Origin of the sequence: Mesorhizobium sp. M0983 (genome assembly GCF_040318975.1) — a bacterium.
Classification (GTDB): domain Bacteria; phylum Pseudomonadota; class Alphaproteobacteria; order Rhizobiales; family Rhizobiaceae; genus Mesorhizobium.
The window spans coordinates 194,856-208,281 of the sequence record NZ_JAMYNH010000007.1 but is presented as its reverse complement, the minus strand read 5'-3'; the positions used below and the strand labels follow the sequence as shown (position 1 = coordinate 208,281).

16 protein-coding genes are annotated in these 13,426 nt (G+C 60.2%); 8 read left to right on the top strand and 8 right to left on the bottom strand.

Translation table 11 applies throughout. The features are described 5' to 3' along the window. Nucleotides 1-42: 42 nt before the first annotated feature. Both NKH71_RS15745 and NKH71_RS15740 read right to left on the bottom strand, forming a co-directional pair. Nucleotides 43-843 (bottom strand): class II glutamine amidotransferase, encoded by an 801-nt coding sequence (locus tag NKH71_RS15745; protein WP_352895151.1) that lies wholly within the window; start codon nucleotides 841-843, stop codon nucleotides 43-45. A gap of 5 nt (nucleotides 844-848) precedes the next feature. Continuing rightward, a complete protein-coding gene (locus NKH71_RS15740; protein ID WP_023717932.1) occupies nucleotides 849-1,064 on the bottom strand; it encodes a DUF6356 family protein in 216 nt (71 codons plus the stop codon). Nucleotides 1,065-1,179: 115 nt separating this feature from the next. On the opposite strand from NKH71_RS15740, the gene NKH71_RS15735 reads away from it, so the two are divergent. The 3 genes from NKH71_RS15735 (at nucleotide 1,180) to NKH71_RS15725 (ending at nucleotide 2,890) form a co-directional block, all read left to right on the top strand. Continuing rightward, nucleotides 1,180-1,650, top strand: a complete 471-nt coding sequence (locus NKH71_RS15735) for an Lrp/AsnC family transcriptional regulator (RefSeq protein WP_023717931.1) — start codon at nucleotides 1,180-1,182, stop codon at nucleotides 1,648-1,650. Nucleotides 1,651-1,734: 84 nt separating this feature from the next. Then, complete coding sequence (dut, locus tag NKH71_RS15730) at nucleotides 1,735-2,220, top strand: dUTP diphosphatase (protein WP_023717930.1); 486 nt, start codon at nucleotides 1,735-1,737, stop codon at nucleotides 2,218-2,220. Between the two features lie 13 nt (nucleotides 2,221-2,233). After that, nucleotides 2,234-2,890, top strand: a complete 657-nt coding sequence (locus NKH71_RS15725; RefSeq protein WP_023717929.1) for an HAD family hydrolase — start codon at nucleotides 2,234-2,236, stop codon at nucleotides 2,888-2,890. A gap of 31 nt (nucleotides 2,891-2,921) precedes the next feature. Here the strand turns inward: NKH71_RS15725 and NKH71_RS15720 are convergent, their stop codons facing one another. Further along, on the bottom strand, nucleotides 2,922-3,506 hold the full coding sequence (locus NKH71_RS15720) for a TetR/AcrR family transcriptional regulator (protein WP_352716824.1): 585 nt from the start codon (nucleotides 3,504-3,506) through the stop codon (nucleotides 2,922-2,924). A gap of 81 nt (nucleotides 3,507-3,587) precedes the next feature. Here NKH71_RS15720 and NKH71_RS15715 point away from each other — a divergent pair, with 81 nt between their 5' ends. From NKH71_RS15715 to NKH71_RS15700, 4 genes are all read left to right on the top strand, one after another. Further along, nucleotides 3,588-3,998, top strand: a complete 411-nt coding sequence (locus NKH71_RS15715; protein WP_023717927.1) for an SRPBCC family protein — start codon at nucleotides 3,588-3,590, stop codon at nucleotides 3,996-3,998. Between the two features lie 75 nt (nucleotides 3,999-4,073). Then, nucleotides 4,074-4,928 carry a hypothetical protein gene (locus NKH71_RS15710; RefSeq protein ID WP_023717926.1) on the top strand — a complete coding sequence of 285 codons (855 nt, stop codon included), beginning with the start codon at nucleotides 4,074-4,076 and terminating at the stop codon, nucleotides 4,926-4,928. 77 nt (nucleotides 4,929-5,005) lie between these two features. Next, entirely contained in the window at nucleotides 5,006-5,809 is an 804-nt protein-coding gene (locus tag NKH71_RS15705; RefSeq protein ID WP_023717925.1) for an isocitrate lyase/PEP mutase family protein, read from the top strand. 14 nt (nucleotides 5,810-5,823) lie between these two features. Then, nucleotides 5,824-6,822, top strand: a complete 999-nt coding sequence (locus tag NKH71_RS15700) for a proline racemase family protein (protein ID WP_023717924.1) — start codon at nucleotides 5,824-5,826, stop codon at nucleotides 6,820-6,822. Here the strand turns inward: NKH71_RS15700 and NKH71_RS15695 are convergent. Both NKH71_RS15695 and NKH71_RS15690 read right to left on the bottom strand, forming a co-directional pair. Further along, on the bottom strand, nucleotides 6,819-7,514 hold the full coding sequence (locus tag NKH71_RS15695; protein ID WP_023717923.1) for a sulfate transporter family protein: 696 nt from the start codon (nucleotides 7,512-7,514) through the stop codon (nucleotides 6,819-6,821). The genes NKH71_RS15700 and NKH71_RS15695 overlap by 4 nt on opposite strands. Nucleotides 7,515-7,592: 78 nt before the next feature. Then, nucleotides 7,593-8,483, bottom strand: a complete 891-nt coding sequence (locus NKH71_RS15690) for an EamA family transporter (protein WP_036244423.1) — start codon at nucleotides 8,481-8,483, stop codon at nucleotides 7,593-7,595. A 218-nt stretch (nucleotides 8,484-8,701) separates the two neighbouring features. Here NKH71_RS15690 and NKH71_RS15685 point away from each other — a divergent pair, with 218 nt between their 5' ends. Next, nucleotides 8,702-9,694: an adenosine kinase gene (locus NKH71_RS15685; RefSeq protein WP_352682999.1), complete on the top strand. Its 993-nt coding sequence runs from the start codon at nucleotides 8,702-8,704 to the stop codon at nucleotides 9,692-9,694. Nucleotides 9,695-9,841: 147 nt separating this feature from the next. Here NKH71_RS15685 and NKH71_RS15680 read toward each other — a convergent pair whose 3' ends face one another. The 3 genes from NKH71_RS15680 to NKH71_RS15670 are packed head-to-tail and all read right to left on the bottom strand — an operon-like array spanning nucleotide 9,842 to nucleotide 13,395. Then, nucleotides 9,842-10,780 (bottom strand): hypothetical protein, encoded by a 939-nt coding sequence (locus NKH71_RS15680; protein WP_352895150.1) that lies wholly within the window; start codon nucleotides 10,778-10,780, stop codon nucleotides 9,842-9,844. Nucleotides 10,781-10,789: 9 nt separating this feature from the next. Then, nucleotides 10,790-12,406, bottom strand: coding sequence for a DEAD/DEAH box helicase (locus tag NKH71_RS15675; protein ID WP_352895162.1), 1,617 nt, complete (start codon nucleotides 12,404-12,406; stop codon nucleotides 10,790-10,792). Further along, complete coding sequence (locus NKH71_RS15670) at nucleotides 12,403-13,395, bottom strand: HamA C-terminal domain-containing protein (protein WP_156948039.1); 993 nt, start codon at nucleotides 13,393-13,395, stop codon at nucleotides 12,403-12,405. Before NKH71_RS15670 ends, NKH71_RS15675 begins: the two co-directional genes overlap by 4 nt. Between the last annotated feature and the right edge of the window lie 31 nt (nucleotides 13,396-13,426).

The following is a 13,426-nucleotide window of genomic DNA, read 5'->3' as shown; positions in this document are numbered from 1 at the left end:
CCTGTTGCAATCGACGCTGTCCTGCGACGCGTAGCGAGGAATCTACACGGCCAGCGCCAGCTTTGCCGCGGCGGGCACAAACGGACGAATGCTCATGCCGTCTCTGCCGATGGTGACGAAGCTCGAGGGCGGAATCGCCTGCCAGTCGCTGCCGTCGCCGTCGAAGGGTTCCGACACGACGCAACGGCCTCCGCCATTGCGGAAGGCGGACGTGTAGAGCGTCGGCGCGTGGCCGTCGCTCGTATAGCGCACCGCGTAAAGCGATTGTCCGTCGGAAAAAGCCGCCGTCAATTTCAGCGCCGGCTCGAAGCCGCCGCGGCGCGAGGCGTCGATGACGCGGCTGGTGGCACGCGATACGGCGCCCTGCGGATCACCTGCCAGGTCCTCTTCGGTTATCATCAGAAAGAACAGTTCCGAATCCGTGGCGCCCTCACGCTGGTCGAAGGCGGCGTCGGAGAGCGAATTCTCCAGCGCGCGACGGATCTTTTCGAAGCCGCCGATCTGGCCATTGTGCATGAACGACCAGCGGCCCGAAATGAACGGATGACAGTTCATGCGGCTGGTGGCGCCACCGGTCGAAGCACGGACATGGGCGAGGAACAGGCCTGACTTGATCTGCCGGCACAGGCTTTTCAGATTGGGGTCCGACCAGGCCGGCAGGATGTCGCGATAGAGGCCGGGCTCCGGTCGGTCGCCATACCAGGCCAAGCCAAAACCATCGCCATTGGTCGGCGATTTGGCTTCCTGGGCGCAGTGGCTCTGGGCGATCAGCGAGTGGCAGGGCGCCGTGACGATGTCTTCGAGAAAGACGGCTTCGCCGAGATAGGCGGCCCACCGGCACATAGCGCCTAACGTCCCCTGTTATGCGTCCGCTCGTAGAGCTCACGGATGATGCCGCTTGCCGTGGTCTCGAACAGAAACGGCAAGAAAGCATGAATGAGCGCGGCAAAAGCCGCCATGAACAATCGCGACGAGAACCATGCGGCGAAAGCCATATGGCCGAAATAACTCTCGCCGACCGCAGCCGGGTGAGAGGTGAAAAGTCTTGCGAGCCGTGCGGTCATGTCGGTCCCTCCTGCCAGCATGAAGAGCCGACGATGAATATCCTGGCATGGGTGTTCGGTTCATCGGTCCCAAATTGTCCTTGTGAAAGGCTGAATTTTGGGACAAACATCCCACATGACGCCGGAAATCGACGAAATAGACCGGAGATTGCTGGCCGAGCTGCAGCGCGACGGCACGCTGTCCGTCGACCAGCTCTCGGCAAGAATATCGCTGTCGCGCAATGCCTGCTGGCGCCGGGTCAAGCGGCTGGAGGAAGACGGCGTCATCACCGGCCGCGTGGCGCTGGTCGACGCCGACAAGCTCGGGCTCGGCCTTTCCGTGTTCATCCTGATCCGCACCTCGAATCACGATCCCGACTGGCTGCAAAAATTCCGGGCGGCGGTGACCGGCTTTGCCGAGATCACCGGCGCCTACCGCATGTCCGGCGATCTCGACTATGTCTTGCGCGCCCGTGTCGCCGACGTCAAAGCCTATGACCGGCTCTATCAGCGGTTGATCGCCAAGGTGGCGTTGTCGGACGTTTCGGCCTCGTTCGTCATGGAAGAGATCAAGGAGACCACGATCGTTCCGATGGAACTGCGCTGAGGCGGAACTGCGCTGAAAGAAAGCCGTTGATAGCATTGTCGCCGAGTTGACTGGACCGGCGTTCGCGACGATAGGATCAGCCTTATGCGCGCAGCACTTTATCCCACCTCCGTCATCGGTCCGGCTGTCGGCTTCGTCAGGCTGCCGCATGGCGAGGGATTGCCGCTTCCCGCCTATGAGAGCTCGGGCGCCGCCGGCATGGACCTGCGCGCCGCCGTCCCGGACGACAGGCCGCTCTTGATCCTGCCGGGAAAGCGCGCACTGGTGCCGACCGGCCTGGTCCTGGAAATTCCCGAGGGCGTCGAAGGCCAGGTCCGGCCGCGTTCGGGCCTCGCCTTCAAGCACGGGCTCACCTGCCTCAACACGCCCGGCACCATCGACAGCGACTATCGCGGCGAGGTCAAGGTGCTGCTGATCAATCTCGGCGACGAGGATTTCGCGGTAACGCGCGGCATGCGGATTGCCCAGATCGTCTTCGCCCCGGTGACGCAGGCGACCGTCGAGGAGCGCACATTGGCCGGCGGCACAACGCGCGGCTCCGGTGGCTTCGGATCGACCGGCACGGCCTGATGAGCGCGGCGAAATGAAGATCCCCAAGCTCGTCATCTTCGATTGCGACGGGGTTCTGGTCGACACCGAGAACCTGGCCAACCGGCGCCTCGCCGAATGGTTGAGCGCGGCAGGCTTTCCGGCCAGCTTCGAATATTGCCGCAAGAATTTCTCCGGCCGCAGCATGGTCTCGGTGCAGAAGGAAGTCGAGGCGACCGGCGTCAGCCTCGGCGCCGATTTTGTCGAGCGCTGGAACGCCGGCCTGCCGGACCTGTTCGCGCATGGCGTCGAGGCCATCCCCTACGTTCGCGAGTTCATCGAAACCGTGCACGCCGCCGGCATCGCCACCTGCGTCGCCTCGTCGGCACGGGTATCGAAAATGCACATCACACTCGGTCTGACCGGGCTGCTGCCGCTGTTCGAGCATGCGCTGTTCAGCTCGACCATGGTCTCGCGTGGCAAGCCGTTCCCCGACCTCTTCCTGCATGCGGCAGCGACGATGGGCTTCGCGCCCGCCGATTGCATCGTCATCGAGGACAGCGTCGCCGGGACGGCAGCCGGCATCGCCGCCGGCATGCGCGTCTATTCCTACCACGGCGACCCGCTTTCCGACCGCGACGGACTGAGCGAAGCCGGCGGCATCCTGTTCGACGACATGCGTGAACTGGCCGGGCTGGTGCCGATCCACTAATCGCCTTTGCGCAGGCTGTACGCGCTCGATCTCAGACCGGGCGTGACGCTCCAAGTACTCGGTCGACCGTGTCGCGTATAAGACTGCGCAGATTGGCCGGCCTGTCGAGATGACTGACGACAAGGAGTCCGTCCGCCGCCACCGTTAGCGCGTCCGCGGTGCGGTCCGGATGGGAATTTGCGTCCGCGATCAGCAGATCCCTTAGGATGCCCCACTTCCAGTGACGATGCTTATCGATCGCCTGGCGAACCGGGCTGCTGGGATCGGGGTATTCGGCAGCGGCATTCTGGAACGGGCAGCCGCGGTAGCCCGGCTGATCCGCCGCATCGGCGATGAGATCGAATATGGCAAGGATCATCTGGCGAGGTGGCCGCCGGCCAAGTCTCGCGATGGCCGCCCGTCCTCCCTTGCTGACCTCCTCGATGTAGGCGCGGACGAGGTCGTCCTTGGCCGCGAAGTGATGATAGAACGTCGCCTTGGCAACGCCGGCTTCGGCGATAATGCGGTCGATGCCGACTGCACGGACCCCCTCCAGACAAAACAGCGCGGTCGCCGTATCGAGGATGCGGCGGCGCGCAAGGCTTTCGGGGCGATCGTTGATTCGGGCTGTGGACATGCCTTGACTGTATAGCAGACAGGTCTGTATATCTACACATGTAGACAGACAGGTCTACCTGTTAACGAAGGAAGGCGAAACATGGCTTCGATAGTCAGGGAAATCATCGTAGATGCTCCACCGGAAAGCGTATGGGCGACAGTCGGCGACTTCGCCGGCGGCGCCCAACGGATAGCCCCAGGCGTTTTCGTCGACTGCCGGGTGGAGGAGGGCGACGTGCGGGCCCTTATGTTCGCCGACGGCAAGATTGTGCGAGAGCGGCTCATCGCTCGCGACGAGCAGAGCCGGCGGATCGTGTGGGGATGGCTCGGCGACGAGGTCACCCACGATAACACTTCCATGCAGGTCTTTGCCGAGGGCGAGGGCCGGAGCCGCCTGGTCTGGATCCACGACACTCTGCCCGACGAACTCGGCGCGTGGCTCGCAGCCGCCATGGATCACCTGGTGCCGGTTTTCCAGCAGACCCTGGCGACCGAAGCCAAGCCAACATAGTGAGGCAACGCCAGGTGTTTCCCCTTGGCCGCAAAATGCTCTAGCTTGCGCGCGCCCGACATAACGAGCGCGCGCATGACCTTCTCCCTGCTTCGTTTCATCTTTGCCTGCCTGCTGCTGCCTTGTCTTTGGACGGGCAGAGCGGAGGCCGTCAGCTTGCCGGAGCTCGGCAGCGCCGTCCCTGGCCACGGCGATGTCACCTATCTCGATCTCGCCAGGATGGTCATTCCCGATCTGGCCGCGGACAAGGACGGCTTTTTCCGGGGTTCGATGCCGATCGAGATGCGCCACATCGCTGGTCCGGACTACGACGGCTCGCCGCCGGCGACGTCGGGTCTTTCCAACGCCGGCGTGCTCGGCATCAAGGCCGGCGGCAAGGAGCGGCTGACCATGCTGTTCGATCTCGGCGACTCGCCTGACAGTGCCGAGGGCTATGCCGTGCTGGCACTCTACGACATCACCGGCAAGCCGGCCCTGCTCGACGCGGTCAATGTCGCTGTCGACCGCATCACCTATCTTCGCGATCCGGGCAAGCTGCCGATCGGGCCTGGTGACGACGCCATCATCAGCATGAGCATGCATTTCAATTCGAGTCAGGGCTATGGGATCACGCCGCTGATCATGGTCCGCAGCGACAGGTTCGAGTTGATCGACATGATCTATACGTTCGACGAAAACCTCTGCACCAACCGAAGGACCCAGAATGCGGCGTTCCAGGCGATTGCCGACGGCCAGCCCTATGCAGCCATCAAGGTTACGGTGACCGACGCGACGGTGCCGGGCGAAGAAAGCTGCGACGGCCAGCAGCCGCCAGCGGCGTCTTCGCGCGACATTTCCGTCACCTATCATTGGGACAAAAACGCTTCGCACTACGTCAAGGATTCCGACGCGCTGGACCGATTGGCAGATGAGAACGCCAAACGCTTCTGAGCCAACCGCATTTGTTTGCCCGGCGCGTTCCGCCGGGCTAGAATTTGCCTCACATTCTGCACTGGAGGGGAGCATCCATGGATAAGGGCAAGATTTTTCGCGACCTGCATGCCTCGATCTTCGTCATGGCCAATTCCTGGGACGTCGGCACGACCAAGCTTTTGGCCTCGTTCGGCTTCAAGGCGCTGGCGACGACCAGCGCCGGTTTTGCCTTTTCGCGCGGCCTGCCCGATGGCGCGGTGACGTTCGAGGCGATGATCCATCATTGCCGTGAAGTGTCGGCGGCGACCGGGCTGCCGGTTTCGGCGGACCTCGAAAAGGGCAAGGGCGACAGCGCGACAAGCGCCGGCGAGACGATCTTCGCCGCCGAGGCCGCTGGCCTTGCCGGCTGCTCGATCGAGGACCATACCGGCGAGCCGGACAAGCCGATCTATGATTTTTCGCATGCCGTCGAGCGCGTCGCGGCGGCGGCGGAAGCGGCACGGGCGCTGAAATGCGATTTCGTCTTCACCGCGCGGGCCGAGAATTTCCTGTGGGGCAAGCCCGACCTCGACGATACGATCAAGCGGCTGCAGGCGTTCGAGAAGGCCGGCGCCGACGTGCTCTATGCACCAGGGCTGAGCGACATCGAGACGGTGCGGACCGTCTGCTCGGCGCTGACCAAGCCGGTCAACGTCATGGCCAGGCCTGGCTTCACCATCGCCGACCTGGCCATGGCGGGGGTAAAGCGCGTCTCGCTCGGCCCATGGCTCACCAATTTCGCCTTCGGCATGCTGGAGACCGCGGCGCGCGAGATCCAGCAGGACGGCACGTTCGGCTTCACCCGCGCCGCCATGCCGTTCGGCAAGCTGCAGGCGCTGTTTGCCAAATCTTCAGCCTAGGTAGGCCCCGGCGAATGACGCTCACCGTCGTCGACATGCACACCGGCGGCGAGCCACTGCGGATCGTCACCGGCGGCTACCCCGACATTCCCAAGGGCACGATTCTCGAAAGGCGTGCCTATGTGCGCGACCATCTCGATCATCTCAGAAAGATCCTGATGTTCGAGCCGCGCGGCCATTACGACATGTATGGCGCGCTGCTGGTGGAGCCTGACCTGCCGGGCGCCGACCTCGCGGTGCTGTTCATGCACAATGAAGGCTATTCGACGATGTGCGGCCACGCCATCGTCGCGCTCGGCCGCTATGCCGTCGACGAGCGGCTGGTGGCGCCACGCGAGCCGATGACGACGGTCAATATCGAGGCGCCATGCGGGCTGATTTCGGCTGCGGTCGAGGTAAGGGATGGCAAGGCCGGTGCGGTGTCATTCGAAAGCGTGCCGGCGTTTCTGTTTGCCCGCGACCAGCGGATCGAGCTGCCGGGCTACGGCGCAGTCGGCTTCGACATCGCCTATGGCGGCGCCTTCTATGCGCTGGCCGACTGCCGCCAGTTCGGGCTGGAATTCGGCAGGAACCGGGTGCGCGATTTCGTCGATGCAGCGACGGCGCTGACCAATAAGCTCAAGGCCGAATTGCCGCTGTCGCATCCCGACCATGCCGATCTCGCCTTTCTCTACGGCACCATCCTGACCGACGGACAGGATGCGATCTCCGATACGCCGACCAAAAACATCTGCGTTTTCGCCGAAGCCGAGGTCGACCGTTCGCCGACCGGCTCGGGCGTCACCGCGCGGCTGGCGGCCATGCACGCCAAGGGCCAGATCGAGATTGGCCGGACACGGCTGTTCGAGAGCATCGCCGGCTCGCGCTTTTCCGGCGCGGTCGTACGCACGGCCAAAGCCGGGCCGCATGACGCCGTCATCGCCCGCGTCGGCGGCCGCGCTTACTACTCAGGGCGGGCCGAATTCATTGTCGAGGACGACGACGAACTGGGGCGCGGCTTTCTGCTGCGCTAAGCATCATCCCGCGCCGAGATCGCCTTGTGCAGGTGCACCATCATGGCGGCGGCGAACAGCGGCGTCAGAAGGTTGAGCAGCGGCACGGCGAGGAAGGCGGCGACAACCAGCCCGGCCAGGAACACGGTGACCGCGTGCTTCCTGCGCAGCGCCTTGGCCTCGGCCTCCGGGCGAAAACGCATGGCGGCGAACTCGAAGAACTCGCGCCCGAGCAGATAACCGTTGACGACGAAGAAAGCGGCGATATTGATGCCTGGCACCAGCAGAAGCAGCAGGGCGACGATGTTGCCGAGGATGACGACGCCGAAGAACCTGATCGCCAGCACCAGCGAGCGCAGCGCCGGCACGACGCGGCCGGGCGGATCGTTGGGATAGTCGGTGCGCTCGACGACTTCGGCGACGTCGTCGAGGAACAGGCCAGCGATGATCGCCGTCACCGGCGCGATGAGCAGCGCCAAGCCCAGCGCAAGGCCGATGCCGGCGACGACGGCGCCCAGCCATCCGGCCCAGGAGGGCAGGCTGGGCAGCCATGCATCGATCCATGGCCAGGCCAGCCAGTCGAACAGGCCCCTGATCCCGAACCAAAGTGCCGCCAGCGTCAGCAAGGTCAGCCCCAGCGTCTTCACGAACACGGAACGGAATTCGGGCGAGAACAGCCGGCTCAAGGCGGCGCGGGCGGCGTCGAGGATCACGGCGTTTCCAATTCCATGTCAAACATGCCCGTGGCTGATATCTCCGAATAGGCGGAGACAGCGTAGGCTGCAAGCGCCCTAGCGCGCGACCTTCGCCTGGGGAATGGTCATCGCCGCCACGCCGACGACGACCAGGGCCATTCCCCACCACGCGCTCGGACCAAGGCTTTCGCCAAGGAACACGGCTCCGATAGCAACGCCGATCGGCACCCGCAGATAGGCTTGCGAGGTGGTGCCGACGGAGCCCAGCGTGTGGAGGAGACGGAAATAGATGCAAAAGGCCAGCGCGGTTGAAAACACCGAAAGCCCGAGCAGCGCAAGGATCGAAGCTGTCGACGGCGCCAAGGTCCATGGCTGGTCGAACGCAAGGCTCAAGGGGATCAGCATCGCGGCGCCGCAGAGCATCGAACCGGCGGCCGGCACCATCGGGTCGAGCCCCCTGAAGCCGCGGCCGAAAACGGCCGCGCCGGCATAGCAGATCGTCGCCGCGATCACGGCAAGTTGCGGTAACAATTGCTGTCCGAGGCCGCCAAGCGCCGGGGCGCCGACAACGAGGCATATTCCGGCTATTCCCGCCGCGACGCCAAACAGCTTGAGCATGGTCGACGGTTCGTGGGGGGTGATGAGGGCGGTCAGCAAGAAGGTAAAGATCGGCGAGGTCGCATTGAGGATCGTGGCCAGCCCGGCATCCAGCGAGCGCTCGGCCCAAGCGATCAGCGTGAACGGCACGACGCTGTTGAGGCATGCCTGGAATGCAAACCGGCGCCAGCTTGTGGCATCACCCGGCAAGGTCAGCCCGCGCCAGCGGATCAGGGCAAGCAGGATGCCACCCGCGATCAGGGTTCGCGCGGCGATCAGCGTCACCGGCGGGATCGTCGCAACGCCGATCTTGATGAAGCTGTAGGATGCACCCCAGAGCACTGCCAACACGACGAGCAGCACCAGCTCGATCCTCGTGTCGGTTTTCATAGACATGGCCGGCGGGGACCTCTGGGCATCGCTCATCTCAGCCATGCTTGTAAGCCAGGCACGCGAGAAATGCTTCGGCCGCCATCCAACGATGGTGGCTATGCTGACATTCGTCGGATCGCCGCATTGTCGACTAGGCAAAGCCGCATCAAACCGCTAGACCCGCCCGCGCCCGGCATGGCAGAAAGCCGGTGGGTTTTTGGCGGAGACATGAATTGATGCCGGACTATGACGTGCTTTGTATCGGAAATGCCATCGTCGACATCATCGCCCAGTGCGATGAGGCGTTCCTGGAGACCAACGGCATCATCAAGGGCGCGATGAATTTGATCGACCCGCGGCGCGCCGAACTGCTCTACAGCCGCATGGGCCCGGCCATTGAAGCCTCGGGCGGCAGCGCCGGCAACACGGCGGCGGGCGTCGCCTCCTTCGGCGGTCGCGCCGCTTTCTTCGGCAAGGTCTCCAACGACGCGCTCGGCAAAATCTACGCGCATGACATGCATGCCCAGGGCGTCGCCTTCGACACCAGGCCGCTCGATGGCGAACCGCCGACGGCGCGCTCGATGATCTTCGTCACGCCGGACGGCGAGCGCTCGATGAACACCTATCTCGGCGCCTGCGTCGAGCTCGGCCCGGAGGATGTTGAGGCCGACAAGGCGTCGGGCGCCGCCGTCACCTATTTCGAGGGCTATCTGTGGGACCCGCCGCGCGCCAAGGAAGCGTTCCGGCAGACGGCGAAGTTCGCCCATGCCGCCGGGCGCGAAGTATCGATGACATTGTCGGACTCGTTCTGCGTCGACCGTTACCGCGACGAATTCCTCGACCTGATGCGCTCCGGCACCGTGGATATCGTCTTTGCCAACAGCCACGAGATCAAGTCGCTCTACCAGACCGCGTCCTTCGACGAGGCGCTGGCGCAGATCCGCAGGGACTGCAAGATCGCCATTGTCACCCGTTCGGAAAAGGGCTCGGTCATCGTCCGCGGCCACGAGACCGTCACCATCGAGGCGACCAGGATCCGCGAGCTGGTCGACACGACAGGCGCCGGCGACCTCTACGCCGCCGGCTTCCTCTACGGCTACACGCAAGGCCGCGGCCTGAAGCAGTGCGGTGATCTCGGCTCGCTGGCCGCCGGGCTGGTCATCCAGCAGATCGGCCCAAGGCCACGCCAGAATCTGCGCCGCGAGGCCGAGCAGGCGGGGTTGATTTAGCGCCCTTCACCTGTCAACGGGGCGGTAGGCGCGAGGGCCTATACTAGGCACAGAGCCATCCACGCGCCATCGAAAGGGGGTAGGCTCGCGCCAGCGTGGCGCCGGTCGACAACATCATGCCGCAGGACCTGCTGGCCAGCGGCCAGCTCAACCTGTCACGGAAGAGCGCTTCAAAGCCAAATTGACTTCACTACGAATGTAAGTTGAAAAGCCCAATATCTCCAAATCCTGGCGGGAAAGCCAAGCCCGCGCGTTCTTGACATCCAGCGTCTTGATCGGACAAATATTGGTCAGGTTTTTGGCTGCCAGACGAGATAACCCAAGCGCAATAAAACTAATCATAGTTTTATCCGAAGCACCAATTTCTAGGTAGAGCGCGATTGACGGCATGCTCTTACACAGTTCACCGTGCCCGCTAACTTTAAGCGCCTCACTGAGAAGCGCGTTGTAGCAGCCAAAAGCACGCACATAGTTAAAGCGGAGCTCCTGCTCTACCAAATCGAGCGTACTGCGTATCGTGGTATCGATCTTCTCATTTGGATAAAAGCTCGTACGACCGTCGACTAATTCGGAAATCGACATGCCCTGCATCCATTTAAGGAGCATCAACGCAAAGAACCTATTCTGTTTAATACTTCCGGTCCTTCGCAGAAGTGTCCCATGACATAGCGCCAGCGCAGCCACGTAGGAATCGAAAGCTTTCGTCTCTCTCGGATGCTTTAATAATAATTCTCGCGCGGCGAGTTCCCCTCCTCCATCAATTATTCCAACAAAGCTGTCGTATAACCGCTGTTGTCGATGAGCTGAGATTGTAGGCGAAGCGGCAATAACGTCAGCTGAAAGCGGCACAAGCTGATCTGCTATGGCGAGAGAGTTCTCCAGTTGCTCCCTTAGGGGAGCGTCACGGGCAACATTGGCCCGATCCAGAGTTACTCCAATACGACCGCGCTTGTAGTCAGCAAGAAGCTTGACAAAAATTGTCTCAAGCCCTGCATCTGAAGTGCCCGGCATCAAGAACTGACTATCTTGAATCACGGCATCCAAATCGTTAGTGCGCGTATGAATGGTATGTTCAATTGCTGGCACAATTTTTGCTCATTTAGGTGCGGCAAGCGGCTGGTGTGTCCATTTGTCGTAGTCAATTAAATAAATATTGCCCTGGAACTCGCGACGTAACCTACCTGCCCTCCCAGCCAGGTTCCAAAAATCCACGGATTCCAGCGCAACTCCCTTCATGCGCTGTGGCAAGCACATAAAGAGGTTTCTCGCCGGAAGATTGACGCCCGACAATAACGTACTTGTGCATACGATATACCTCAGCGCTCCACTTATAAAAGATTGTTCTATGGCGTTTCTCAGTACAGTTGGTATGTTTCCATAGTGAAATGCAACGCCGTTTTTCACTGTGAGCGCCAGGATATACTTAGGGTGGACAGCCTCTTTAGCTAACTCGGCCAGCGCATCCAAGTCTCCTGACTGCCCGTCCGGCGTACTCTCGGAACGGAGATCGGATATCTGAAAGGCTATCTTTTCAGCATCAGCCTGGCCATTCGCGTAGACGATAGACTGCTTATCCGCACCAAATTTCTGCGCGATATGAACCAAGCACTCAACACGAGAGGAAAGTTGCTGCCCAATTTCCGCGGCGCCAACCTCAGCACCCCCGCTGGCGGATTGCGAATAGACCTTCACCCGGCCAAGCTTTGGTGAAGTGACCGTCATATTGATGAAATTCTGAGAAACTGTGACCTGCTCGGTGGCTTGAATGGAAACGTCCTTTCGGCCGGTCATCCCAGAAAAAACGTTAAGATTTGATACAGTCGGGCTCGCAAACAGGAGCTGAACGGATGGACCGCGAATAAGGATATCGTCGATTGCGGATTGCAGTATTATTCCTCTATCCCCGTCCTGCACCGAATGGGCCTCATCAATTACCAGGAAATCCACGTTCTTGGTCGGATGGTTTAGTAAGAGCAGTTGAAGGCGCTCTTGGGTGAGCACATAGACAGCCTTTTCAGGGAGCGGATCGCCTTCCTCCAGCGGAACGGTAACAACTTCAACATCTGACAGGCCTGCCGCTGCCAGCGCATCAGAAAGATCCCCGTGAACCTGCGTTATCAGAGCTCTCGTAGGGACGATGTAACACGCAGAAAATAAAGGCCGCTTTGTCAAGCTCTGAGCAATGAAGGCCTGAAGTATAAAGGATTTTCCGGTGGAGGTTGGCGCAGAAATAGCGATAGATTCTCCGGTGGACAAAGCACGCCAAAGGGTCACCTGAAAATCTGTTAAAGCTACTGCCGCTCCGGCTATTTCTACCTCATTTGCTGCCCGCCTAACGACTTCCTCCTCAGCAATCGCCCAAGAGGCCTTGGATAAGGCCGAATTGATCCCCGGCTCGGTCGCAAGGCTTGGAAAATTACCAAGCCGAGTTAAGACAGCCCTCACAGACGCTTCGAGGCCGTCGATCTCACCTCGAAATAGATCGTAAGTGTAGGTTGCAATTCTATAAGCAGCCAATCTCTGAGCGGCCAACTCAGAGCAAGCCAAAATTGCTGCCGCCTCGATATACCGGCAGGCATCGGCCTTGCTTATCGCAACAGGCGGAGACCGTTCCAAATGAAGCGTCTGCACGAGCCAGTTCTGCTCCAATGCACCGAGAGCCTGTGCTAGCACCGGATTTTGCCAGACTTTATCTATCAGTGCGCCAATCACGATTTCCAACCAATACGGTTCTGGAATTCAATCCTCAAATCCTCAACGGAAGGCACTGGTATAAAGAACACCTCCATTCGATGATGTGAAATGCCTGCCGCCTCTAGGTTCGAGGCGAGGCTTGCAGCGGCGGATTTCAAAGCCTCCTCCAACAGTTCCCTAAATCGCAGCTCTAATGTCGCCGAATCGCAGTCTTTTAGCTTCGCAAATCCGTCGAAATCGAAACCGATTAAACACGCAGAGGCGTCCGTCTTCTTCTGATACTGTTGGCTGAGCGGATCAAGAAATTCGACCACTTTAGTTTGATCTCCAGGAGACAACCCTGAGAAACTGATGTAACGTCTGACAAGATTTATGTCTTCTTTCAGTTTGTCATATTTAAGTGTACTGGATATTGACGTAACCGCGCTGCTCATAGCTCCTGATATCGTTGCATGAAACTTCGCCTCGCCCCAAAAAAAGATTAGACCGTCAGTAGCGGGATCGTATTTTACATGTATTCCGTCTGACCCATGGACCGGCATTTGCCCGCTGGTCTTAAGCGACATTTTGGCCAGAATTTGGGGCGCTTCGAGTATCCATTCTATCAATAGATACAAAATTAGCTCGCCACATTCGCCATTGCGGCTTGTGGATTTTTGCGCTTTTATAAATAAGTCTGCCGCATCATCTCTCAGTTTATTATAAGCAATCATCATTTGTTGAGGGGAGAACGTCGCAGCGCTTTTGTGAACCAGGTCGATCTCCGAGCGGCTCATAGCAAAATTGCAAATGTAACCTCTAATGTTATCGAGCAATTCTCCTGTACACGGCTTTCCGTTCCTAAAAGGAAGATAGTGGGCTCGAATCTGAACATTTTTGTCGGTGCATTGGATTGTATGTTCTAGGGTTTTTATGAGAGCCTTTAAGTGGCTGAAATCGTTGGACATCGACGCAATCATTTGATCGAGCCGCGCCTTATCTTCCTCCTCCTCTAACTGCTTGTCCAAAAAGCTTACCAATGACAATAGGTGTTGAGAC